The following is a 25,324-nucleotide window of genomic DNA, read 5'->3' on the forward strand; positions in this document are numbered from 1 at the left end:
CCCAGAGTGAACTGCCCGGTTCGCGCGTACTGGGCGGGAAAGGTCACCTCGGGATTCAACTCCCACTCCTGGTCTCGGCTTTGGGTCTGTTGACGACGATGGGACAGCGGCATAGCATTCCGTCATGATCCGCGACCTGCTGGCCGAGCGAAGGTATCTCGACCTTGCGCGACTGAATTCATCCTACTGTCGCGGTTGTTGATGTGACCGCCGATTCAGAGCTTTCACTCCGCATGCGTGAATTGCGGCATCCGGCAGGCGTGAGTCGGACGGATTCCCGAGCGTAGCAGCGGCTCATTCGTCCTGCCCACGCCTGCATTTGGCGCACAGGATGAGGGGGAGCGTGGCAGAGAAACTTCCGCGGGAAGTGCGCGTGCTGGCGGCGGCCGGATTTCTGGTGTCGATCGGGTACGGATTTATCGCGCCGGCAATCCCGTTGTACGCACGCGGATTCGGTATCAGCTATGTCGCGGCGACCGCGGTGGTCAGTGTTTTCGCCGTCATGCGACTTGTGAGTTCAGCCCCAGCGGGGCAGGTGGTGAACCGGCTCGGCGAACGCGACAGCTACGTGTTCGGGCTCCTGGTCATCACCGTCTCCACCGGCGCCTGCGCCTTCGCGGCCGACTACTGGCAACTGGTGCTCTTCCGCGCGGTGTCGGGGCTCGGATCGGCCCTGTTCACGGTGGCGGGCGGCGTACTGCTCGCCCGGACGGCACCGCCGCGGCTGCGAGGCCGGGCCTCGGGCGTGTACAGCACGTTCTTCGTCATGGGCGGGATCAGCGGACCGCTGCTCGGAGCCGGACTGATCGCTGTCGACCTGCGGACGCCTTTCCTGGTCTACGGCGCCATGCTGCTGCTCGCGGCCCTGCTGATGCTGGCTCTGGTACCCCGCCCCGGCCCGGTCGCGTCCGCCGTCGGCGGCGACCGTAAACCGACCGCCGGCTTCGCCGGGGCGCTCCGCCATCCGGCCTACCGGGCGGCCCTCGTCTCGAACTTCGCCAACGGCTGGATGGTCACGGGGGTCCGCATCTCGCTGATACCCCTGTTCGTGGTCGACGGGCTCGGCCGGGGCGCCGGCTGGGCGGGCACCTCGCTGGCCGCCTTTGCCGCGGGCAACGCGGTGGTGCTGTTCAGCGCGGGGGTGTGGTCCGATCGCAAGGGCCGTAAGCCGCCCGTGGTGGTCGGTCTGTTGCTGTCCGGCGTCTCCACGGGTGTCATGGGACTGACGGAGCATTTCCCGCTGTTCGCCGCGGTGTCCTTCGTGGCCGGTCTCGGCAGCGGCATGCTCACTCCGCCGCTCAACGCGGCGGTCGCGGACGTGCTGGGACCTCGCGGCCGTGGCGGCCCTGTGCTGGCAGGCTTCCAGATGGCGGCGGACCTCGGCAGTGTGGTCGGGCCGCTGGTGGCCGGCGCGCTGGCGAGCAGGTTCTCCTTCGCCCTTGCCTTCGCGGTGACAGGGCTCTGGGCTCTGCTGAGTGTCCCGCTGTGGTTACGGGCGCCGGAAACCCTACCGGTCGCAGCCCCGCTCGGGTCACCGGATCAGCCGGACCCCCTACGCTCGAAGTAGCAGCTCCTCGCGCTCCCGGGTCAGCCAGGGCCGGGGCTGAAGCACCGCCCGGTGCTCTGGCGACCGCGTCAGCCACGCCCAGGTGTCCGCCACTGTCTCCTCCAACGGACGGAACCGGCCGCCTGCGGCGAGTATGCGGGTGACGTCCACGTCGTAGACATCCGCCTCGTCCGGGCGTCGCGGAATCCAGAGCGGGAGCTCGCTCCACGGCTGGACACCGCTGTCGAGGAGCCGGTCATCGGCGATCCAGTTCAGTCGGGCGGACCCGCCGGTCACCGCACGGCACGCCTCCAGCAGCCGGCCCGTCGTAGCGTGACCGGGGGGACAGACGACGTTGTACCCGCCGCCGAGCCGGGCCCGGCCCGCGTCCAGCACCCACGCGGCGAGGTCGCGGGCGTCCACGTACTGCACCTGCCGTCCGGTGGGTCCGGGAGCCAGGACATCGGTGTGGTCACGCATCCGCAGCAGCCACCAGGGAAGCCGGCCGACGTACTCCCACGGACCCACCACGAGCCCCGGCCGTGCCAGCAGCGCCCGGTCGCCGAAGACCGCCACCACCTCACGCTCGGCCCCGGCCTTGCGTTCCGGGTAACCCGCCCGGTCGTCCGACCTGCCGGCCAGTAACGGCCGGGACTCGGTGAGCGGCGCCGGTGCGGGGTGCCGGTAGACCGTCAGGCTGGAGATGTAGCAGTAGTTCTCCACCGAGCCGGCGAGCAGCCGGGCACTGGCCCTGACGGCTGCTGACGGCCCCTGCCAGGTGTCCACCACCTGGTCCCAGCTCCGGCCGCGCAGGGCGGCGAGGTCCCCGGGGCTCGTACGATCGCCGGTGATGTGCTCCAGCGCGCCTGTCCTGGTGGGGCGGTCCCAGTTGAACGTTGTGACCGCCCAGCCCCGGGACAGGGCGGCCTCCACCACCGCCCTGCCCACGAAGGCCGAGCCTCCCAGTACCAACAACCGCCGCACGCGCCGAAGTTCCCTTCCTCGTCGTGTTCCCGGGGACGCGGTTCGCCGGCCCCGCCGGTCAGCCCCGGGCGGCCGTCACCGTATGGCGCAGCAGGAGCGCCGTGGTGACCGGGCCGACTCCGCCGGGCACCGGGGTGAGGGAACCGGCGCGGCCTTGGGCGCCGACCGGGTCCACATCGCCGGCCAGGCCGCCGTCATCGGTGGGGTTGGTGCCCACATCGATCACCACCGCGCCTGGCTTGATGTGCTCGGCACCGACGAAGTGGGGCCTCCCGACCGCGACCACCAGGACATCGGCCTCGGCGCACACCGCGGCCAGCTCTGCCGTGCGGGAGTGGCAGACCGTGACGGTGGCGTGCTCGTTGAGCAGCAACAGTGCGGCGGGCTTGCCCACCACGGTCGACCGGCCGACCACCACTGTCCGGGCGCCCTTGAGCACGACCTCCTCCCGGCGCAGCAGCTCCAGGACGGCCGCCGCAGTGGCGGGCGCGAAGGTCGGAAGGCCCGCGGCAAGCCGCCCGAGGCTGGTGGGACTCGCGCCGTCCACGTCCTTGCGAGGGTCGATGTTGGCCGCCACCTCCTCGAGGAGCACCCCATCGGGCAGCGGGGTCTGGCAGATGATGCCGTGCACGGTGGTGTCGGCGGAAAGCTTCCTCAGCAGCTCCGCGACATCCTCCGCGTCCGGCTCGGCGAGATGTTCGACGCGGCTGGTCACCCCGGCCTTGGCCGCGGCCCGTTCGATCGAGCGCACGTACCAGGCGGTCGCCTCGTCCCGGGTGGGCACCACGATGGCCAGCGTCGGATCGGTGCCGACGGCGCGCAACTCGGCCGCGGCGGCCGAGACCTCGGACATGATGTCGGCGGCCACGGCACGCCCGTCGATGAGCTTCACTTGGCGATCCTCTTCCGGACATCGGCAACGACGGCGTCGGCCTCGGCCGCGGCGGTCAGGGCGGAGGAGAGACGGTCCCGCACGGCCGCGCGGTGTCCCTCGTCCGTGAGGGCGGCGAGGTTGACCTCCACGTTCACCGCCGCGGCGTCCAGGGCCGCCCGAGCAGAGGAGGCGGCCACGGCGACGTCCGACACGACGTTCACATTGGAACCGGGCAGGATCCTCCGGGCGAGAGCGATCACCTCGGCGGCCAGTTCCGCGGTGCGCAGCGGCACGTCGGCGGCGCCGACCAGGGCCTGCTGGATGGCCGCGGTGCGTGCCTGCTTCTCGGCGTCGGTGGTCTTGGCGAGTTTGTAAGCGGCGATGACGGATCCGAAGGCGGCCGCGTCCTCGCCGGCCAACCGGAGAGCGCTGCCGCGCAGTTCCTCCGCCTCGGCCAGCGCCGCGGTCAGCTCCTTCTCGTACTCCGCGTACTTGGGCCGTCCGACGGTCAGATTGCACACCATGGAGATCAGCGCAGCACCGACCGCGGCGTTCATCGCCGCCGCCGCACCTCCGCCGGGCGTGGACGACTCGGAGGCAAGTTCGTCGAGCCATCCGCCAACGGTGTGGTTCTGCATGCAGACTCCCTCGAAGGGTCGGTACAGAGTAGGGCGAAGTAAAGCGTACACAGCTCACGAAGGTGCCGTGGCGACGGTTTCGCAGACCTGCCGGTGGACCCGCCGCCTCGCTAATATGTCCACCACATGGGGCACTTGGTGACATATGTATACGTTGGCTCGTACACGTTGCCGCAACAATCCGGCAATGTTCCGTGTATATGATTCGGATCAACATCAGCAACGCCCAACTCTTTTCCTGCGCGCCATTCGGACGTTTCGGCACCCGAGAGGAATGGAGCACCACAGGTATGGGCAGTACGGCTGTCTTAGGTTTCAGCGGACTTTCGCTGGCCAGGGGATTCAAGGAACGCAGTTGGCCCGGCCTTGAGCCGCGTGAGTACGCCATCGTGCAGGGCGCCGATGCGGCAGCCGCACTCTTGGTCGGCGGCCGGATGGCCGCAGCCGCCGCAGAAGAACGGTTCGACGGGGTGAAACACTCCTCGGCCTTTCCTGCCGGTGCCGCGCAGTTCGCGCTCGAAACCGCGGGACTCAAGGCATCACAGATAGACCTGGTGGCACACAGTTTCTCCTTCGGGCCAGAACGGGACTTCTACGTCGGCCAGAGCGACTATTACCGCGGCCTGTACGAAACAGCCCTCGACCCCGAAGTGAACAGGGCCGTCGCGGAACAGCACCTGGGCATCGACCTGACGGGCAGATTCCGTCCCGTGGCGCACCATGTGGCACACGCCGCCAGCGCCTACTACCCCAGCGGTTACCGCGACGCGCTCGTGCTGGTGTCGGACGGGCTCGGCGAGCGGCAGTCGGCGACCGTGTTCGCCGCGGGCACCTCCGGGCTGGAGCCCTTGGCCGAAGTGCCCGCCCACAGCTCGCTCGGCCTGCTCTACGGGTTGTTCACCCTCTACCTCGGGTTCGCCTTCGGAGACGGCGAGTACAAGGTGATGGGGTTGGCGCCCCACGGTGACGCCACCCGTTACGTCGAGACCATCCTGCGGGACTGGGTGCACCTGGACTCCGGCGGCCGCTACTTCGTGCCGCTGCTGCTCGAGAACGTCAGCGACCTCGACAAGGAGACCTACGGCGCGGCACTGGCCCGCATCGAGCGGGAGTTCGGGCCCCGCAGAGACCCGGATGAGCCGATCGAGCAGCGCCACAAGGACATCGCCGCGGCCCTCCAGGCCGTCCTGCAACGCGCTCAGCTCCACCAGCTGTCCCACTACCGCCGGGAGACCGGTCTCGCCCGGCTCTGCCTGGCCGGGGGAGTGGCGCTGAACTGCGCCGCCAACGGAGTGCTGTTGCGCAGCGGTCTGTTCGAGGACATCTACGTCCAGCCCGCCTCCGGCGATGACGGTGCGGCCCTGGGCGCCGCCTATGTCGCCGCCGTGGAGTCCGGTGAACGCCCCGAACCCGTCACGGGTACCGCCTTCGGGCCCGCCTACGGGCCGCAGGCCTACGAGCAGGCGGTAGCCGCCGAGCCCGGCCTCGACATTCGCCGCGCTGCCGACGACGCCGAACTGGCCGGTCTGACCGCGCGGCTCATCGCCGACGGCCGGATCGTCGGCTGGTTCCAAGGCGCGATGGAGTTCGGCCCGAGAGCGCTCGGGCACCGCAGCATCCTCGCCGATCCGCGGGTGGTCGGCATGCGGGAGCGGATCAACGCACTGGTCAAGAAGCGCGAGTCGTTTCGGCCCTTCGCTCCGGCCGTCACCGACGAAGCCACCGCCACGCTCTTCGAGATCGAGCCGGAAGACGTCCACCGTTTCGCCGAGATGCTGTTCGTCGGCTACGTACGCCCGGAGTACGCGGAGCAACTGCCCGCCATCACCCATGTCGACGGCTCGGCCCGGGTCCAGAGCGTCTCGCGCCGCACCTCGCCGCTGTTCTGGTCGCTGATCGAGGAGTTCGGCGGGCTCACCGGCCTGCCGGTCGTGCTGAACACCTCCTTCAACGTCGCCGGCCAGCCCATCGTGCGAACACCCGACGAGGCGGTGCGGACTTTTCTCGCCGCCGGCCTGGACGCGCTCGTGCTCGGCCGCCTCGTCATCACCCGGGCCGCCACGGAGCACCGCGCGGCAAGCTGAGCCCGCCGCCCGAAACCATCCCGGGTCCGCCGTGCCACGGCGTGCCCGCAATCGCCTGGGGACACATGACTCTCGCCGATCCTGGCCTCAGCGCGCACCTCGAACGGGGCGCCGAGGCCGACTCCTTCCCGCTCCTGTCCGCCAGACCGCCGGCCCCGTCCTTCCGCCGTGCGGCGGGCGAGCTCGAGTACGGATGCGAACTACCTGATCTGCTGGCCGCCTTCGCCGTAGTGCTGGGCCAACACAATGAACTCCAGCGGGTCGTGGTCGGTGTCCCCTATCTGCGTGGCGACCTGGTGGGTGTGCTGCCGCTGCATCTCGATCTCGGCGAAGAGCCCACCTTCGCGACGGCGTTGACGGCCGCGGAGGGGGCGTTGGAGGAGGCACGCGGACTGACCGGAGCTCGGCTGCGGGCCCGGCTGGCGCAGTCCGCTCCCGCCTGCGTCGTCTCGGTCCTCGGCCGACCCGGCCTCGGCCCGGACCCGCTGGGCCCGGCCAGCCCGCGACCAGTGCGTCAGGTCCTGGCCCCGACCGAACTCCACCTGATCGCCCGGCCGGACGACAACCGGCTGGGCTACGAGTTCCGGACAGACGTGTTCGACGCCGTCACCGCGCGCCGCATCGCCGAGCAGACCGGACGGGCGGTCAGCCAGGGAACGCGCCGGCCGCAAGCGCGGATCGACACCCTGCACCTCGCGGGTGCGCGGGAGCAGGCCGAACTGCTGGCACTCAGCCAGTGCGTCACCGAACCGGTCGACGCGCGCCTGGAAGAACTGATGGAGCGTCAGATCGCTCGCCAGGGCGACCGGATCGCGGTCTCCTCCGGGGCCCGGCAGCTCACCTACCGGGAGCTCGGAGAGCAGGCGAACTGGCTCGCGCTGCGCCTCGTCGAGGAGGGAATCGGACCCGGCCGGCGCGTCGGCGTACGGCTGGAGCGTCCCGACCACCTCGTGACCGTACTGCTGGCTGTGCTCAAGACCGGTGCGGCCTATGTGCCGATCGACCCGACCGCGCCCCCGGAGCGGCAGGCCGTCGTCGCCGAACTCGCGGACATCGCCGTACTGGTGACGGACGACACCGGATCCGTGACACCGGCGGGGACACCGGTGGAAGTGCTGCCGCACCGGTTACCCGCGGCGGAGTCCGGGCCCGCACCCGCCGGCTCGCCGGACGACGCCGCCTACCTGCTGTTCACCTCCGGCTCCACAGGCCGGCCGAAGGGCGTCGAGGTCGCACACCGGAGTGTTGTGAGGCTCTTCACCACCACCCGGAACCTTTTCGGCTTCGGCACGGAGGACACCTGGCTCAACGCCCACGCGATCACCTTCGACGCCTCCGTATGGGAGATATACGGGGCCCTGCTGCACGGCGGCCGGGTGGTGATCGCCCCGTCCGGCACGGCCCGGGACCCCGAGGCGATGGTGACCCTGGTGGAGAACGAGGGCGTCACCATGCTCACCATCTCTCCGACCGCGTTCGACGGTTTCCGAGACGCCGCACTGGAGCGAGGAGCGGCCTTCGCCCTGCTCAGGTACGCCGTACTCTGCGCGGAGGCGCTCAACCCCGCCGCCCTGGCCCCCTGGTTCGAGCGCTGGGGCGAGCGGACACCCACGCTCGTCAACATGTACGGCATCACCGAGACGACCGTGCACAGCACCTTCCACCGACTGAGCGCGGCCGACGTCCGCGACGGGCGCTCCAGGATCGGCACCGGCCTGCCCGACACTCCGGTGTACGTGCTGGACCGGCAAGGCCGCCCGGCGCCGTTCGGGGTACCGGGCGAGATCCATGTCGGCGGGCCCGGCGTGGCCCCGAGGTACGCGGCCGCCCCGGAGTCCGAGCAGGCCCGCTTCACCGCGGACCTGTACTCCGCCGTGGACGGCGCCAGGCTCTATCGCTCGGGCGACAAGGGACGAAGGCTTCCCGACGGCACCATCGAGTACCTGGGCCGCCTGGACCAGCAGGTCAAGATCCGCGGCTACCGGATCGAACTCGGAGAGGTCGAGGCAGCCCTGCTCGCCCATCCGTCCGTGCTCTCCGCACGGGCCTGGGTGATCCGCAGGCCGGACCGCCCGCCGCTGCTCGCGGCCGCCGTGGTGCCCACCCGCACGGGGGCCCGTCCCGCTCCCGAGGAGCTGCGGGACTTCGCCGCCGGACGGTTGCCCCGGTACGCGGTGCCGGCCGGCGTCGTCCTGGTGACGGAACTGCCGCGGACCCCCAACGGGAAGCTGGACACCGCGCGGCTGCCGGACCCCTTCGCGGACGCCGCGGGACATGCCCACCCGGATGCCCACCCGGACGCGCGGGACGCCGGCCGGCCCGCCGAAGCACAGGCACCGCGGACCGACCCTCCCGCGCTGAGCACCGTGACCGAGGCCGTGGCCCAAGTGCTCGGGCTGCCGCGGATCTCCGGCGACGCCAACTTCTTCGAGGCCGGCGGAGACTCGATCACCGCGGTCCGTCTGGTGGCCCGGCTGCGCGCGGCCGGATTCGACGCGGACCTGCCACGGATCTACCGGGCCCGCACCCCCCGGGCGCTCGCCGCGACCTTGCACGCGGCGGACCCGCCTGCCACGGCAGAGCCGTCCCCGGATCACGCCCGCCCGCTGCCGGACGGACTGCCCGCCGGGGCGGTCGACGCGTTCCCCGCCACCCGGCTGCAACGCGGCATGTTCCTCCACGGCGTACGAGACGGCTCACACGTCTACCACGACGTCCTGAGCTACACCGTGAACCAGCACCTTGAGGAGGACCCGCTCCGTGGCGCCCTGCACGAGGCGGTCGCCGCCCACCCGGCGCTGCGCAGCGGTTTCGCCGTCGACCACCCCTCAGGACCGCTGCAGGTCGTCCACGGCACCACCGAGCTCGCGTGCACGTTCGCCGATCTCCGGGACCGTCCGGCGGACGACCGGCGCGCCTACCTGCGGGCGTGGGCGGCCGAGGAGCGCCGACGGCCGTTCGACTGGTCGGCGCCGGGCCTGCTGAGGATCTTCGTCCACCGCACCGGCGACCGGGAGAGTGTGCTGTCCCTGTCGGTGCACCACACCGTGCTCGACGGCTGGAGCGCCGCCTCACTCGTCACCGAACTCCTCCTCACCCACGCCCGGTTGCGGGAGGGATCGCCCGCCCCGGCCCGGACCCCCGACAACACCATGCGCCGCTACGCGGAGCTGGAGGAGACGGCGGAGAGCGACGAGCGGCACCGGTCGTTCTGGCGCGGGTACCTCGACGGCGCGCGGCCCACGCCGCTCCCGGGCGGAAACCCGGCCGCCTCGCCGCCCCTGGTGGAGGTCGAGCGGTCACTGCCCGCCGAGCTCACCGAGCGCTTCGCCGCCTTCGCACGGGCGTCCGGGGTGCCGCTCAAGAGCGCCTATCTGACCGCTCACCTCGCCGCGCTCTCCTTCCTGTCGGGGGAGACCGAGGTGCTGACGGGCCTGGTGACCAGCGGCCGCCTGGAGGAGGCCGGCGGGGACACCGGACTCGGGCTCTTCCTCAACACCGTTCCGCTGCGTGCGGAGGTGGCCGACCGTAACTGGCGCGAGCTGCTGGTCTCGGTCTTCGACAACGAGACCGGGTTGTACGCCCACCGCAGGCTGCCACTGGAGCGCATCCAGGCGGAGACCGGATCGTCCGGGCTGGTACCGACGGCGTTCAACTACACCGACTTCCACGTGTACGACCGTCTGGCGCGGGCCGGTATCCGGCTCAGCGACGTGCGCTACGACGAAGAGACCGACTTCCCGCTGCTGGTGGCGGTGCACGAGGACCCGTTCGGCGGATCAGCCACCCTCTCGGTCAGCCATCACACGGACCGGCCGGGCGACGAACTCGCCGTCCGCTACGCCGATTTCTTCGGGCGGCTCGTGCACCAGGCGACCACCGCGCCCGACGAGCCGGCTGTCCGCACTCTCGCCCGGTGGGCCCAGGACCGCGGCGCCACCGCCGAGCCGGCGCCCGGCCCGCCGGCCGCTGCCGCCGGATCGCTCGTGCCCCTGCTCGCCGAGCGGCTCGGCACGGATCCACAGGCGCTCCTCCTGACCGCCGGAGGGGAGGAGTGGACACGCGGGCGAATCGCCCGGCGCGTCGAAGGGCTCCGCCGGCGCCTGCGGGCCCTCGGCGTGACCCCCGCCGTGCGTGTCGCCTGTTTCCTGGAGCGCGGCGCCGACCCGCTGGTGACCCTCCTCGCCCTCTGGTCCCTGGGCGCGACCTATGTCCCGATCGACCTCGGACTGCCGGCCGCCCGCCGCCGCGCCGTGCTGGCGGCAGCGCACTGCGCGCTGGCACTGCGGTCCGAGGCCCTCCCCGCCGAACAGGTGGGATGGCACGGACCCGAGCTGGTACTCGCGGAATCGGACGAGGACGGCGCGAAGTACAGCGGGAGCACCGCCGCGAGCGGGTCCGGGCAGAAGCCGCCCACCGCGCGCGCGGTGCCTTCCGCAGGGTCGGCCGTGTCCGCCACCCCAGGCGAACCGGACGCCTGGTTCGAGCCCGCCCCCGACCACGAGGCGTACGTCCTGTTCACCTCCGGCTCCACCGGCGAGCCGAAGGGGGTGAGCATGCCGCATCGGGCCATGGCCAACCTCATCACCTGGCAGGCGGCCCAGCCGGAGTTCGCCACACCCCGCCGGATCGGCCAGTTCGCACCGCTCGCCTTCGACGTCTCCGTCCAGGAGATGCTGACAACCGTGGTGCACGGCGGCACCCTCCACGTCGTACCGGACGAGGTCCGCCGCAACTCCCAGGCCCTGCTGGACTTCTTCGTCGACCAGGACATCGAGGTGGGCTTCCTGCCGCCGGTCGCCCTGCACCAGCTCGCCGCCGCCTGGGAGGCCTTCGGCCGTACCCCGGCCCGGCTGACCCACCTGCTGCTCGCCGGCGAGGCACTGGTCGTCGACGACACTCTCCGGGCCTTCTGCGCGGCGGCCGGCACCGAGCTGGTCAACCAGTACGGGCCGACCGAGACGCACGTGGTGACCAGCCACCGGCTCGGCCCCGTCCCCGCCTCATGGCCGGACCGCCCGCCGATCGGTCAGCCCATCGCGGGGGTGCGGGCCCGCGTCCTGGACCAGCTCGGCCGGCCGGTGCCGCGCGGCGCCCAGGGAGAACTCCACATCGGTGGCGTCCCGGTAGCCGCCGGCTACCTCGGGGCCGACGGAGCGGCCGCGCCCGACGGGGACCGGTTCACCGTCACCGCGCACGGTGCCTCCTCCTACCGGACGGGCGACCTCGTCCGTGTCGTCGACGGCGAACTGGCGTTCGCCGGACGTCTGGACGACCAGGTGAAGGTGCGCGGTTACCGTGTCGAGCCGGACGAGGTCGCCGCGGTGCTGCTCCGGCACGGCGGTGTGCGCGCCTGCACTGTCCAAGCGGTACACACCCAGGGGGCCGGCACCGAACTCGCCGCCTACGTGGTGCCCGCCGGAGCGTGGGTCACGGCAGCCACCGTGCGGGAGCACGCCCGGGTGGAGCTGCCCGAGTACGCGGTGCCACGCTACGTCGAGCTCCTCGACCGGATCCCGCGGACCCCCAGCGGCAAGGTCGACGCACGCGCGCTGCGGGCCCCGCGGCCCATCCGGCCCAGACCGGGTCCGCCCACCGCGCTCACACCGTCCGAACGGCGGGTGCTGGCCGTGTGGGGCACAGTCCTCGGCCGGCCCGTCGCCTCGCCGACCATCTCGTTCTTCGAGGCAGGCGGCAGCTCACTGCTGGCTCTGACGCTCTATCTGAAACTGAGGGCCGCGTTCGAGCAGCCCTTCGTGATGCACGACCTGTTCCGCTTCCCGACCGCCCGCGGCTTCGCCGCGTTCCTGACCGGCGGAAGCACCGAAGCCCGGCAGGAGGCTCCCTCAGGAACCCCTGGCCGGGACGTCAACCGAATCGCAACCGCGGCCGCCCGGCGAAGGCTGGCCAGGGGACGGGAGAAGAACACGGGTGAGTGACGACCGGCCGGACACGGCTTCCACCGACATAGCCATCGTCGGACTGGCGCTGCGACTGCCCGGAGCAGCCGACGCCGACACCTTCTGGCAGCGGATCCGCTCGGGCGAGGAACTGCTCACCACCTTCACCGACGAGGAGTTACGCGCCGCGGGCGTCGCCGAGGAATTACTGCGCGACCCGGCCTTCATCAAGGTCAGCGGCCTCATCGAGGACTCCGGCGACTTCGACGCCGAGTTCTTCGGCATCGCTCCGAGCGAAGCCCGCCTGATGGATCCCCAGCACCGGCTCTTCCTGGAGCTCTGCTGGCACGCCCTGGAGGACAGCGGATACGATCCGGCCCGCTGTCCCGGCGACATCGGAGTGTTCGCCGGCGGCGGCCGGCACGCCTACCTGCGCTACATCGAGCCGCACTTCGATCACGCCGACTTCCTGGACGGATCCATCCGGGGACTACAGGCGGACATCGGCAACTACGGGGACTTCCTGGCCACCCGGGTCTCCTACCGCCTCGGTCTGAGCGGACCCTCACTCAACGTGCAGACGGCTTGCTCGACCGCCCTCGTCGGCGTCCATCTGGCCGTCCAGAGCCTGCTGCTCGGCGAGACCGACCTCGCTCTGGCCGGAGCCGTCAACGTGCACACCCCTCAGGTCAACGGCTACATCTTCGAAGAGGGTTCGATCTGCTCGCCGGACGGACACCTGCGGCCCTTCGACGCCGGGGCCGGCGGCTCGGTGTTCGGCAACGGCGGCGGTGTGGTGGCCCTCAAGCGCCTCGACGACGCCCTGGCCGCGAACGACCGGGTCATCGCGGTCATCAAGGGCTCCGCCATCAACAACGACGGCGCCGAGAAGATGAGCTTCACCGCGCCCAGCATCGCCGGACAGGCCGACGTCGTGGCACGCGCCCAGCGGGTCGCCCAGGTCGACCCGCGCACCATCGGATACATCGAGACCCATGGGACCGGAACCGCCCTCGGCGACCCCATCGAGGTCGCCGCGCTGATCTCCGCCTTCGACGTCCAGGACGCGCCGGCCCCCTACTGCGCGCTCGGCGCGGTCAAAGCGCAGATCGGCCACCTCGGCCCGGCGGCCGGCATCGCCGGACTGATCAAGGCCGTGCTCGTCCTCGAACGCGGCCAGATCCCGCCCGTCGCCAACTTCACGACCCCCAACCCGGACATCGCCTTCGGCGGCTCGCCCTTCTACGTACCCACCGAGCTGACCGACTGGGAGGGCACCCGGCGCGCCGGTGTCAGCGCCTTCGGCGTCGGCGGCACCAACGCCCACGTCGTCCTGGAACAGGCGCCCCGGCGCCCCCGGCCCGAGCCGGAGGACGCCAGGCCGACCCCGCTGGTGCTCTCCGCGGACTCCCCGCGGGCCCTCGACCGACTGCGCGGATCCCTCGCGGCCCATCTGCGGCAGAGCCCGGAGCTGAGGCTCGGAGAGGTGGCACGGGTGCTCGCCACCGGGCGCCGCCGCTCCCGGCACCGGCTCGCCGTCACCGCCGACACCACCATCGAGGCCGCCACGCTGCTGACCGCCGCACAGCCCGCCGCGTCCCCGGCACCCGACAGTGAACTCCCGGTTGTCTTCGCCTTCCCCGGGCAGGGCGCACAGTACGTCGACGCCGGACGCGACCTCTACCGCTCGGACGCCGTCTTCCGCGAGACCGTCGACACCCTGTCCGAGCAGCTGGCCGCCACCGACGGGCTCGACGTGCGCACCGTCCTCTTCCCGGAGGAGAGCGACCGCCCCGAGGCCGCGGTGCTGCTGCGGCAGGCCCTGTACGCCCAGCCCGCGCTGTTCATCACCGAGTACGCCCTGGCCACCGCTCTGATCGCCGCCGGGATCGAACCCGACGTCATGATCGGCCACAGCATCGGCGAGTACGCCGCGGCGGCGCTGGCCGGGGTGCTGACGCCCGAGGACGCGCTGCGGCTGGTAGCCGCCCGCGGCCGGCTCATGCACACGGGAACCGAACCGGGCGCCATGATGGCCGTCGGCCTCCCCGAGGCGGAGCTGCGCCGCATCCTGCCGCCGGACCTCGACATCGCCGCCGTCAACGCCCCGGAGCAGACCGTGGTGTCCGGCCCCGTCGAGGCCATCGCCCGCTTCGACGACCAGCTTGCCGACACCGACCTGCTGCATACGGTGCTCGGGACCTCGCTCGCCGCACACTCGTCGCTGATGGAGCCCATCGTCGAGGAGTTCCGCAAGGTCGCGCACTCGGCCACCTACCGTCCGGCCACCCGGCCACTGGCCTCCACCCTCCTCGGAGCGATGGCCGACCCCGGCACCATGGCCGACCCGGAGTACTGGGTCAGCCACCTGCGTCATGCCGTGCGCTTCCTGGACGGCGCGCGCGCCGTCCTCGCGCTCGGTCCCGCCCTGATCGTCGAGTCGGGGCCCGGCCGGGCTCTCGGCGGGATGTTCCGCCAGGCCGACGGCGCCGCGGAGGCAGCCGCTGTCACCCCCTGGGTGGAGAAGGAGCGTGCCGCCGAGCCGAAATCGACGGCCGAACTGGTCGGCGCGGTCTGGACCCACGGCGGCCGGGTCGACTGGGAACGGCAGCTGGCCGGCCGCTCCGACCGCCGGGTCGCCCTTCCCGGCTACCCCTTCGACCGTGCGACGTACTGGACGGACCTGCCCGCACAGCCCACGACCCCGGTCCTGCCCTCCTCCCCGCTGCCGCTGCACAGGCGCGGCCTGGTCCAGCGCCCGCGCTGGGACCTCACCCCGCTCGAACCGGACACCGGCGCCCCGGCCGCGCCGCGCCGCGTGCTGGCCCTGGTTCCCGACACCGGCCACCCGGTGGTCGCCGCGCTGCGGGCCGAAGGCCACACCGTCGTCGCGCTGTCCCCCGAGGAAGCCGGCACCCCGGACACCGCGGCCCTCCTGGACACCCTGGAGCAGGACCACGGCGAGTTCGACACCGTGCTCCAGATACCGAAGGACCGCCCGGCCGGATCCGAGTCCCCGCTACGGACCCTGGTGGACGACGTCCTCGCGGAGGCCTTCTGGCCGGTGCTGCGCATCGTGCGCGGCCTGGCGGGGCGCCGCCGCACCGGCGTCGACGTCCTGATCGCCACCACTGGCGCCCGGCAACTCACCGCCGAGGAACGGCCACGCCCCGAACTGGCCCTGCTCACCGGTCCCGCCCGGGTCCTGCCGCAGGAGTACCCGGGTGTCCGGGTGACCGAGGTCGACCTCGACCCGGCCGCGGCCACCGAGACCGCCGGCCGCCTGCTCGCCACCGAGCTGCGGCACCTCGGGCCCACCGGCACTGTGGCCTACCGCGGGGAGCGCCACACCCTGCACTACGAGCCGGCCGAGGCCGACACCCACGGCACCCCCTGGGAGCGCGGCGGACGCTATCTCGTCACCGGCGGACTCGGAGGCATCGGACTGGCCTTGGCCGAGGAGGCCGCCCGGCACGCGGCCGGCATCACCCTCGTCCTCACCCACCGCACCGAACTGCCGTCCGCCCAGGAGGCCCGGCGGCTGCTGGCCGATGACACCACCCCCGCCGCCCTGCGCCGCCGTCTCGAAGGCCTGGCACGGCTGGAGGCAGCCGGCGCACGGGTCCACACCGTGCGGGCCGACGCCGCCGACCGGGACGCGATGAGCCGACTGCGCCGCGAGTACGGGCCGTTCACCGGCATCGTGCACGCGGCCGGTGTCTCCAGCGGTCGACTGATCGACACGGTCGACGCGGAGCACGTCGACCGGGTCCTCACCCCCAAGGTGGCGGGGACCTTGGTCCTCGACGAGGTGGTGGCCGACGAGCACACCCACTGGCTGGTGCTCTGCTCCTCGGTGTCCTCGGTGGTCGGCGGCATCGGTCACGTCGACTACTGCGGCGCCAACGCGTTCCTGGACAGCTTTGCCCAGCGGCGCGACGCATCCGGCCGGCGCACCCTCAGCCTCGGGTACGACGCGTGGACGGACGTCGGCATGGCGGTCGACGAGGCCCGGCGTTCGCTGGCCGAACGCTCCACCGCCATCGACCACCCGGTCTTCAGCGCCGAGTGGGTGGGCGAGGACGCCGCCGAGTATCACGGTGAACTGCGTGCCGGGACCGACTGGATAGTGGACGAGCACCATGTCGCGGGGCACCCGGTGCTGCCCGGAACGGGCGTCGTCGAGTTCATCCGGGCCGCCGCCGAACGCCGCCTCGGTGTGCCCGCCGTCGAGATTCGCGAGCTCGACCTGCTCCGCCCGCTTCAGGTACCCCCGGGCGGGACCACCGAGTTCACCATCCGGTTCGAGGGGCGCGGCGACCAACTGAAGGCCACCCTGCTCAGCCGGCGCGACGGCTCGGCCTGGCGCGAACACGCCACCGGTCTGGTGGGCCGGACCTCGGGACCGGCCCCGGTGTCCACCCCGATCACGATCCCCGCCGCGGACACCCCCGACGACATCCCGCCGGGTAACCCGCTCACCTCCTTCGGGCCGCGCTGGGCGAACGTACGACGCAGTGTGCTCACCGGCCCCGGTGAGCTGGTCCTCGAGGCCGAACTGCCCGAGCCCCACCACGGCGACCTCGGACGCTACGGAGTCCACCCGGCCTTGCTCGACACCGCCGCGGGAAGCCTGCTCGGCCACGTCAGCGACCGCCCGCACCTGCCGATGTCGTACGAGCGCATCACCGTCCACCGCCCGATGCCGGCCCGCATCCGCAGCCACATCGCGCGCAGGGCCGCCGGGCAGGACTCCTCGGTGCTGTTCGACGTCCGCATCCAGGACGAACACGGCGACCCCGTAATGGAGTTGATGGGCTACTCGCTGCGCGGTGTCGATCCGGACGAGCTGGCGGACTCCCTCACGGCGGCCGAGCCGGCGGCGAACCGCAGCCTGGTCTCCACCGATATCGGCGACCTGGCCGCACTGCGTCTGGTCGAGACCGAGCGCGCCGAGCCCGGCCCCGGAGAGGTCCGGGTGGAGGTGCTCGCGACCGGTCTCAACTTCAAGGAGGTGCTGATCGCCACGGGTATGCTCGACGCGGGCAACCACGACTTCCGGTTCGGCCTCGAGTGCGCCGGGATCATCCGGGCGGTCGGCGAGGGCGTGACCGGACGGCGTGTGGGCGACCCCGTGCTGGCCCTGGGCTCGGGCTGCTTCTCCGACCACGCCGTCGTCCGTGCCGCGCTGACCGCGCCCATCCCGGACGGACTGACCTTCGCCCAGGCCGCCTCCATCCCGGTCGCCTTCACCACCGCATACGACTGCCTGCGCAATCTCGCCGGGCTCAAGGCCGGCGAGCGGGTGCTGGTGCACGCCGTCACCGGCGGCGTCGGTCTCGCGGCGACCCAGCTCGCCCAGCACTTGGGCGCCGAGGTGTTCGGCACCGCGGGCAGCCAGGCCAAGCGGGACTTCGCTCGCGCCCAGGGCGTCGGCACGGTGATGGACTCCCGCTCGCTCGCCTTCGAGCGCGAGACGGTCGCCGCGGGAGGCGTCGACGTGGTCCTCAACTCCCTGGGGGGCGACTTCATCCCGGCCGGCCTGCGGACCCTGCGCGAGCGGGGCCGGTTCGTGGAGCTCGGACGCCGCGACATCGTCGAGGGCAGCCTGCTCGACCTCGGTCTGTTCAGCACCGGCCGTACGTTCAGTGCCTACTACCCCGAGGACGAGTCCGCCCTCGACGAGGCGTTCACCGAGGCCGCCGCACTGCTGCGGAAGGGCATCATCCAGCCGCTGCCGATTCGGACCTTCGACATCGCCGAGGTCCAGGAGGCGTTCACCTACATGTCGCGGGCCCAGCACATCGGCAAGGTCGTGGTCTGCCGGCCGGGCGCCCAGGAGCAGACCGGACGGCCGGGGGAAGCCACCGCCGAGGGCATCACCGCGGCCTCCGGCACCGCGGCCTTCCACACCGCCCTCGCCGTCGGCGGAGCCCACCTGCTGGCCAGCGCCCGCAGCTTCGCCGCGGCCGGCGACGACCTGGTCGTCGCCGAACACGTCCTGCGGAACACGGAGTCCGCACTCGCGCACACCCGCCCGGAACTCGGCTACGACTTCGCGCCGCTGGAGGGCGACACCGAGCAGCGGCTCGGCCCGATCTGGGCCGGGGTGCTGAGCATCGAGGCGGTCGGCAGGGAGGACCAGTTCCTCGATCTCGGCGGCGACTCGCTGTACGCGACCCAGGTCGTGGCCCGGATCCGCAAGGAATTTGGCGTGCGCATCGCACCGGCCAACATCCTCGGTGACGTACCGCTGCGGGAGCTGGCCCGGCTCATCGACGACGAGCTCGGCACGGAGGCACCCGATGCCTGAACCCGTCGTGGCCAGAGTGTTCTGCCTTCCCTACGCGGGCGGCAGCAGCCTCGCCTACCGCGGCTGGTCCGGCCTCGGGCCCGGGGTGGAGGTGGTCGCCGTCGACTACCCCGGGCGCCTGATGCGCCCGGCCGAGCCCCTGCTGGACTCGGTGCCCGACCTGGTGGCCGCACTGACCGAGGAACTGTCCCCCTCCTGGGACCTGCCCTTCGTCCTGTGCGGCACCAGCCTGGGCTCTCTGGTGGCCTTCGAACTGGCCAGAGCCGCCGAACAGGCCGGCCGGCCCCCCGAAGCCGTGGTGCTCTGCGCCTGCGCGGCTCCCGGCAGGCTGCCCCGCAACCCACCGGTGACCGACCTGGCGGACACCGACTTCCTGGACGCTGTCGCCGACCGGTACGGAGGCGCCATCACCGCCCTGAGCGGCGACCCCGAAGCACAGGCCGTGGTGCTGCCCATGCTCCGTGCGGACCTGCGGGCATTCGAACGGTACGCGGCGCAGCCCGTCCAGCACGCGCCGATCGCCGCCGACGTCGTCGCCTTCTCCGGCCGGCAGGACCGCTCCACCGGATTCGGTGAGATCGCCGGCTGGCGCGCCTTCACCACTGGGGACTTCCACATCAGGTCGGTCCCCGGCGGCCACTTCTTCATCGAGCAGCAGCCGCCCGAGGTCATCGGCGAGATCAGGGCCCGGCTGCGCGACCACCGCGCCAGGGAGACCTCATGAACCACCCGCCCAGCCGCGCGGAGCGCGACACACCCCATGACGGAGACCACGTGGAGCCCGGCGAGTGCCCGGTCGTCAGCTACCCGATGCAGCGACAGGACCCCTTCCACCCCCCGGCCGAGTACGAGGCGCTGCGGGCCCGGGGCCCGGTGGTGCCGGCCAGGCTCTCCTTCGCGGGCGACCGGCCGGCCTGGCTGGTCACGCGGTTCAAGGAGGCCAGGGAGATCCTCGCCGACACCCGCTTCAGCTCCGACTCACGCCTGCCCGGATTCCCGGTCCGGCGGGCCCACAGCACGCTGATCCGGATGGACCCGCCCGACCACACCCGCTACCGGGACATGATCAACCACGAGTTCGTCGGGCGGCGGGTGGCGGAACTGCGCCCTGTCATCGAGGACTTGACGGACAGGCTGCTCGACGACATCGCCCGCGGCCCGGCCCGCTCCGACCTCCTTCCGGCGCTGGCGATGCCCCTGCCCTCACTGGTCATCTGCCACCTGCTGGGAGTCTCGTACGCGGACCACGTCTTCCTCCAGGAGCGCACCGCGGACGCACTGCGGGCCACCTCCACCGCCGAAGAGATCGACGAGGCGGTGGCCGACCTCGGCCGGTACATGGACCGGGTGGTGCGGTCCAAACTCGACACACCCGGCGACGACATCATCAGCCGCCTGGTGACCGACCACGTGCGTACCGGCGCCTGCACACCGGAGGTGGCGGCCGACCTGGCCCGCCTGCTGCTGGTGGCCGGCCACGTGACAACGGTCAACATGATCGGCCTCGGCATCCTCACCCTCCTCCAGCACCCGGAGCAGCTCGCCGAACTGCGCCACGACGAGCGGCTGACAGGCCCGGCGGTGAACGAGCTGCTGCGGCACCTGACCATCACCCCCTCACTGGCCCGGGTGGCCACCCAGGACGTGGAGGTGGGCGGCACCCTGATCCGAGCCGGCGAGGGTGTGATGGTCCTGCTCTCCTCGGCCAACCGGGACGAGCGCGAGTTCCACGACCCGGACACCTTCGACATCCACCGCAAGGAGCGGGTCAACCTGGCCCTCGGCTGGGGCCCCCACCTCTGCCTGGGCGCCGCCCTCGCCCGACTGGAACTCCAGATCGTCATCACCAGGACGCTGCGCCGGTTTCCCGCACTGCGGCTCGCCGTCGACCTCGACAGCATCCCCTTCCGGCACAAGGTCAACATCTACGGAGTGCACGAGCTGCCGGTGGTCTGGGATGAGTGACCCCGGCTCCGCCGCCACGACAGGAGAGTTCCCGCTCTCCGTCCAGCAGGAGTTCCTCTGGGAGGGAATCCGCTTCCGCTCGTTCGGCCGGAGCATCGCCTCCCGGGGCAATCCCTCCATCGCCGTCGAACTCGCCGGCGGTCTCGATCCCGGCCGGCTCCGGCGGGCCCTTGAGCTCATGATCGGACGACACGAGCCGCTGCGCACCACACTGACCGATCTCGGTCCCGCGCCGCTGCAGAAGGTGGCCGAGGACCTCGAACCGCCGTTCGCCTACGTCGACCTGGCCGAGACGGTGCCGGGCGATCGGCGGCTCGCCGCCGCCCGCGCCTTGGTCGCCGGTGACCAGGGCGGCGAGTTCGACCTGGTCGCGGGCCCCCTGTGGAGCTGCCTGCTGGTGCGGGTCGCGCCGTCGCTGCACGTCCTCTCGCTGTCCTTCAGCCACCTGATCATCGACGGCGTCTCCCTGGTCGGTTTCCTGCGCCAGCTGGGCCGGCTGTACGAGGGCGAGGACCTGGCCCCTCTGAAACAGCAGTACCGGCACTTCGCCGAGGAATCCCGCAGGCCCGCCGCCGACGCCGGGGCGCGCGTCGAGTACTGGCGCGACCGGCTGCTGCCCCTGCCCGGACGGCTGCCGTTCCCGACGGACCACTCGGCCACCCCGCCCGCGCTGATCTCGTTCGAGGAGGAGAACTTCCGCAGCCCGCTCACCCCGCGGCAGCTGTGCGAGGTATCCGTCCGCAACTCGGCGACACCGTTCATGCTCAACCTCGCCGCGTACGCCGCGGTGCTCGCCCGCACCGGGGGAGCGGAGCGCGTGGTCATCGGGTCCAGTGTCGCCCGCCTGGACCTCAAGGCCGACGACGACCAGCTCGGCTACTTCCTGGACAACATCTTCATCCCCGTCCTGGTACGGCCCAAGGACACGGTCGGTGAGCTGGTCCGCCAGGTCCGTAGCGCGGTCGTGGAGGCGCAGCGCAACATCCTGCCGTACACCGAGCTCGCCGCCGCCCTGAAACCGGACTTCGAACAGAGCAGACCCTGGCCGGGAATCCACCTGTACGACGCCTGGGTACGGGGCCGGGTCTTCGAAGCGGCGACCGGCACGGCGGCCGCCGCCTCCTTCGGCGAGACCACCGTGAAGCTGTTCCCCGCTCCCGGCGGCTCGGCGCCCCGGGCCGTACTCGACCCCCGGCACCAGGAGGCCTACTCGCGCTACTACCTGCCGTCGCTCTACCTGAACGACGCCGCGGGCTCCAACGGATACATCGAGTACAACCGTGCCGCGTTCGCCCAGGCCACGATCGGCCGCCTCGCCGCCCGCCAGCAGGCGTTCGTGAGCCGCCTCGCGGATCCGCGGACGCGCGTGGACGAGGCGTGGCACGCCGTGAAGAGTACGACAGAGGGAAAGCGGAGACTGTCATGACCGCCGTCAGCACCGAGACCGTCGTGGCCGCCGCCATGACCCGCTACCAGCCGATGCTCCGCGCCACCGCGGAACTGCTCGGGCTGTCGAACACGGGCCCGGTCGGCTTCCGGCTCCCGGTGACGGACGAACACCTGGCCCGCTTCCACGAGGTCTCGGACGTCGCCGTCCAGCGGGTTGGGAACTGGCGCGGACACCGGATCTCGCTCCTCGACCTCATGCGGAATCCGGGCACCCGCACCGCGAAGACCTTCGCGTCCCTGCACATCGTGGCCCGCGCGGTCCAGCACATCAGGGAGACCGGCGAACGGCTGCTGCTCACCACCCCCACCTCGGGAAACAAGGGCACGGCGCTGCGCGACGCCGTGGCGCGGGCCTACGCCGCGGGACTGGCCACCCCCGACGAGCTGCGGGTGCTCACCGTCGTCCCCGCCCACTCCCGCCCCAAACTGAGGGACGGCCCACTGTCGGCGGACCCGGCCCTGCGGGCGGCGAACCCGTTGCTCGTCGCCGACGTGAGCCGGCCGGACGACGTGAAGGCCCTCGCCAGGTCCGTCCACGAGCGGCTGCGCTCCGAACCGACCCGCTTCACCCCGTGGTTCACCCTCGACCTGGAGAACTACCGGATCGCCGACACCCTGCGGGCCTACGCGGAGGCGGAACTGGACCCCATCGGTCCCGGGAGCCTGCCCCGGCTGCACACCCACGCGGTCTCCAGCGCCTACGGGCTGCTCGGCTACCACCTCGGCGTCGGCCTCCTGGACCGCGACACCGGATGGGGACTGACCGCCCCGCACCGCCACCCGGGCTTCCTGCTGGTCCAGCAACTGGCCACCCCCGACATGGTGCTGAGCCTCCTCAAGGGCGGGACGGACCGCGCCCTGCTGCCCCGCTACCGGCGCCCGGACCGGACCGGTCCCTGGCGACAGGACGACGATCCACACTTTCCCGCCGTCACCGACACCCTGGACGAACGGCTGGACGCCACCTTCTACACCAGCGCCCCGCCGACCTCCGCCAAGATCAACACACTGATCGGACGGCACGGCGGCACCGGCGTGGTGGTCTCGCGCCGCGAGTGTCTCCAGCGCTACGAGGAGATCGCCGGCCTGCTCGCACCGCTCGGCCACCGGCTCCCCGAGAACCCGGCCGACATCCGCGAGTGGTCCCTTGTGAAGGCCCTCGCGGGAGCGATGGTGGCGGTGGAGCGGAGCCTGGTGGCCCCCGGGACCGACCTGCTCGTGCACGGTTCGGGCTTCTACACCGACGAGACCCTCCCACCGCTGCGCGCGGGCGCCCAGACAGAGGTCTCCTCCTCGGCCGCGACCGAGGACGCCATGCTGCGGGCCGCCCGGTGACCACGGTGACCGCCGCCTGGGAGCGCGCCCGGTTCGCCTGGGACGGCAGCGACAACCGCGCTCTGTCGACGGCCCGCCACCTGGCGGACACCGTCACCGCCACCAGGCCCGCCTGGCAGGTGTTCCACGCCGGCCCGCTCCGGATCGCCTACGGCGGCTACCGGGCCGGACACCGCCACGTACTGCCGTTCCTCCAGGAACGGGCACGGGCCGCGGGGCTCGCCACCGGCAGCCTCACCGCGGAGCCCGCCGGCCGCCGGGCCCCCGAGGCCGACGTCCTCGCCGTGGGCTGCTCGAAGTGCCGGGCCTCCGTCCTTCCCTCAGCCGGCGCGATCATCGCGCCGTTCCGGGTCCACCTGGTGCTGCCGCTCGCCGCGGCGGGGCAACCACGGCCGGTGGTGGTCTCCCGCAAGGAGCGCCAACGCTTCGCGCGCGAACGGGTACGGCGCGGATGGACACTCGAAGTGACCCGTTCCAGCGCCGACTTCGGGTACTTCTACCACCGCATGCACCTGCCGACCGTGGCACGCCGGCACGGGGACGCCGCCCGGTCGGTCGGGCCGAGGGCCGCCCATGACACGATCCTGGCGCAGGGGGCGCTCTTCTTCGTGACCGAACACGGCGAGCGCCGGGCCGGGATGCTCTGCCGACTGGATCCCACCGGCCGCACTCTGACCCTGAGGCTGGCCGGTGTCCTCGACGGCGCCGCCGAGCACTACCGCTCGGGCGTCTTCATGGCGACGTACCTGCTGATCGCGCAGTGGGCCACCGGCCAGGGCATCGAGCGCATGGACCTGTCCGGTTCGGAGCCCTTTCTCAGCAAGGGAATCCTGCAGTTCAAGCGCAAGCTCCACCCCCGGGTCGAACTGCCCCCCAACCATTTCGCGAACAAGCGCCTGTGGCTGGGCGTCCGCCGGGACAGCCCGGCCGTACGCGAACTGCTGACCGCCAATCCGGTGCTCGCGCTGGGGCGGCCCGGCCGGTTCGAGGCGGTGTACTTCCACGACGCGCGGCGACCGCCACGCACCGACCTGCGCTGGGAGGGCCTCGGCATCAGCGCCGCCCGGCACGTGGACCTCGACGACTTCCTGGCCGGTCTGCCGAAGGACGGTGGCCTGCGGTGACCCTGCGCGTCGGTGTGGTGATTCTGCCCGCCACCCGCTGGCCCGAGGGCGGCAAGGCGTGGCGACTGGCCGACGAGATGGGATTCGCGCACGCCTGGACGTACGACCATCTCGCATGGCGCGATCTGCTCGACCAGCGGTGGTTCGCCGCCGTGCCCACCCTGGCCGCGGCCGCCGTCATCACCCGCCGGATAGGCCTCGGCACCTTGGTCACCTCGCCCAACTTCCGCCATCCGCTGCCGCTGGTGAAGGAGGCCCTGACCCTGAACGACCTGTCCGGGGGCCGGTTCACCCTCGGCATCGGCGCCGGGGCCGGCGGGCCCGACGCCTCGGTGCTGGGCCGGCCGGAGCCCGAACCGGCCGAGCGGGCCGAACGCTTCGGTGAGTTCACCGAGCTCGCCGACCGCCTCCTGCGGGAGCCCGTCGTGGACTTCGCCGGACGCCACTTCCAGGCGAAAGCCGCCCGCACCGACCCCGACAACGGTCCGGGGCGAGCCCTCCCGCTCGCCGTGGCGGCCGGCGGCCCCGCCGGGATGCGGCTCGCGGCCAGGCACGCCGACATCTGGGTCTCGAACGGGTTTTCGCCGCAGCCCGGCCTCGTCGCCCCTTCGGTCAGCCCCGAACTGGCGGCCCGCCAGGTCCGCAGACTCGAAGAAATCTGCGCGGATCTCGGGCGGCCGGCCGCCTCGCTGCGCAGGCTCGTCCTCGACAGCAACCGGTCGAATCCGCCGCTGGCCTCCGTCGCCTCCTTCATCGAGGCGGCCGGCCGCTACCAGGAGGCCGGTTTCACGGACCTGGTGGTGCCGTTCCCCCGCACCGAACCGCCCTACGCGGGCGACCTCGCCGTTCTGGAGCGTATCGCGTCCGACGTGCTGCCCGGACTTCAAGACGGCCGGCCGACGAGCTAGGACCTCTCGTTTGGATCTTGCTGGGCTCGCGTGCCCTGGCACCGCGCCTCGCCGCGTTGTCGGAGTCGCGCGAGTACGTCCGGTACGAGCGCGATCCTCCGCCTCGCGATCCTCCCCCGTGGCCTGAACGGCATGGGAGATACCCCCTCCACCGGACGCCGCGAGCCCCCGGCGAACCTCCCCGGCCACAGCACCAGCCACCCC

Annotated in this window: 13 protein-coding genes; 10 read left to right on the forward strand and 3 right to left on the reverse strand. The window is 72.1% G+C overall.

What is annotated here, in order from left to right:
• The first annotated feature begins 343 nt into the window (after positions 1–343).
• A complete protein-coding gene (locus tag ACWGDX_RS11680) occupies positions 344–1,567 on the forward strand; it encodes an MFS transporter (RefSeq protein WP_453624559.1) in 1,224 nt (407 codons plus the stop codon).
• Here ACWGDX_RS11680 and ACWGDX_RS11685 read toward each other — a convergent pair.
• From ACWGDX_RS11685 to ACWGDX_RS11695, 3 genes are read right to left on the reverse strand one after another with little or no spacing between them, the layout of a single operon-like run.
• Positions 1,553–2,530 (reverse strand): NAD-dependent epimerase/dehydratase family protein, encoded by a 978-nt coding sequence (locus tag ACWGDX_RS11685; RefSeq protein ID WP_453624561.1) that lies wholly within the window; start codon positions 2,528–2,530, stop codon positions 1,553–1,555. The two genes, ACWGDX_RS11680 and ACWGDX_RS11685, sit on opposite strands and share 15 nt — an antisense overlap.
• A 58-nt stretch (positions 2,531–2,588) precedes the next feature.
• Positions 2,589–3,422, reverse strand: coding sequence for a bifunctional 5,10-methylenetetrahydrofolate dehydrogenase/5,10-methenyltetrahydrofolate cyclohydrolase (locus ACWGDX_RS11690; protein WP_453624562.1), 834 nt, complete (start codon positions 3,420–3,422; stop codon positions 2,589–2,591).
• On the reverse strand, positions 3,419–4,042 hold the full coding sequence (locus tag ACWGDX_RS11695; protein ID WP_453624564.1) for a cyclodeaminase/cyclohydrolase family protein: 624 nt from the start codon (positions 4,040–4,042) through the stop codon (positions 3,419–3,421). Before ACWGDX_RS11695 ends, ACWGDX_RS11690 begins: the two co-directional genes overlap by 4 nt.
• A gap of 290 nt (positions 4,043–4,332) precedes the next feature.
• Between ACWGDX_RS11695 and ACWGDX_RS11700 the strand changes: the two genes are divergently transcribed.
• The 9 genes from ACWGDX_RS11700 to ACWGDX_RS11740 all read left to right on the forward strand — a co-directional run bounded on the left by ACWGDX_RS11700 (position 4,333) and on the right by ACWGDX_RS11740 (position 25,120).
• The gene (locus ACWGDX_RS11700; protein ID WP_453624566.1) at positions 4,333–6,126 is read left to right on the forward strand and encodes a carbamoyltransferase family protein; all 1,794 of its coding nucleotides are present in this window, start codon (positions 4,333–4,335) and stop codon (positions 6,124–6,126) included.
• A gap of 65 nt (positions 6,127–6,191) precedes the next feature.
• Entirely contained in the window at positions 6,192–12,065 is a 5,874-nt protein-coding gene (locus ACWGDX_RS11705; protein ID WP_453624568.1) for an amino acid adenylation domain-containing protein, read from the forward strand.
• Positions 12,058–18,339, forward strand: a complete 6,282-nt coding sequence (locus ACWGDX_RS11710) for a beta-ketoacyl synthase N-terminal-like domain-containing protein (RefSeq protein ID WP_453624570.1) — start codon at positions 12,058–12,060, stop codon at positions 18,337–18,339. The genes ACWGDX_RS11705 and ACWGDX_RS11710 overlap by 8 nt, the downstream gene beginning before the upstream one ends.
• Positions 18,332–19,063 (forward strand): thioesterase II family protein, encoded by a 732-nt coding sequence (locus ACWGDX_RS11715; RefSeq protein ID WP_453624571.1) that lies wholly within the window; start codon positions 18,332–18,334, stop codon positions 19,061–19,063. The genes ACWGDX_RS11710 and ACWGDX_RS11715 overlap by 8 nt, the downstream gene beginning before the upstream one ends.
• Positions 19,060–20,304, forward strand: coding sequence for a cytochrome P450 (locus tag ACWGDX_RS11720; protein WP_453624573.1), 1,245 nt, complete (start codon positions 19,060–19,062; stop codon positions 20,302–20,304). Before ACWGDX_RS11715 ends, ACWGDX_RS11720 begins: the two co-directional genes overlap by 4 nt.
• Positions 20,297–21,730 carry a condensation domain-containing protein gene (locus tag ACWGDX_RS11725; protein ID WP_453624575.1) on the forward strand — a complete coding sequence of 478 codons (1,434 nt, stop codon included), beginning with the start codon at positions 20,297–20,299 and terminating at the stop codon, positions 21,728–21,730. Before ACWGDX_RS11720 ends, ACWGDX_RS11725 begins: the two co-directional genes overlap by 8 nt.
• Positions 21,727–23,088, forward strand: coding sequence for a DUF6002 family protein (locus ACWGDX_RS11730; RefSeq protein ID WP_453624577.1), 1,362 nt, complete (start codon positions 21,727–21,729; stop codon positions 23,086–23,088). Before ACWGDX_RS11725 ends, ACWGDX_RS11730 begins: the two co-directional genes overlap by 4 nt.
• On the forward strand, positions 23,085–24,212 hold the full coding sequence (locus ACWGDX_RS11735) for a hypothetical protein (RefSeq protein WP_453624579.1): 1,128 nt from the start codon (positions 23,085–23,087) through the stop codon (positions 24,210–24,212). Before ACWGDX_RS11730 ends, ACWGDX_RS11735 begins: the two co-directional genes overlap by 4 nt.
• Positions 24,209–25,120 (forward strand): LLM class flavin-dependent oxidoreductase, encoded by a 912-nt coding sequence (locus ACWGDX_RS11740; RefSeq protein WP_453624581.1) that lies wholly within the window; start codon positions 24,209–24,211, stop codon positions 25,118–25,120. The genes ACWGDX_RS11735 and ACWGDX_RS11740 overlap by 4 nt, the downstream gene beginning before the upstream one ends.
• The last annotated feature ends 204 nt before the right edge of the window (positions 25,121–25,324 follow it).

Source organism: Streptomyces sp. NPDC055025, from assembly GCF_053608565.1.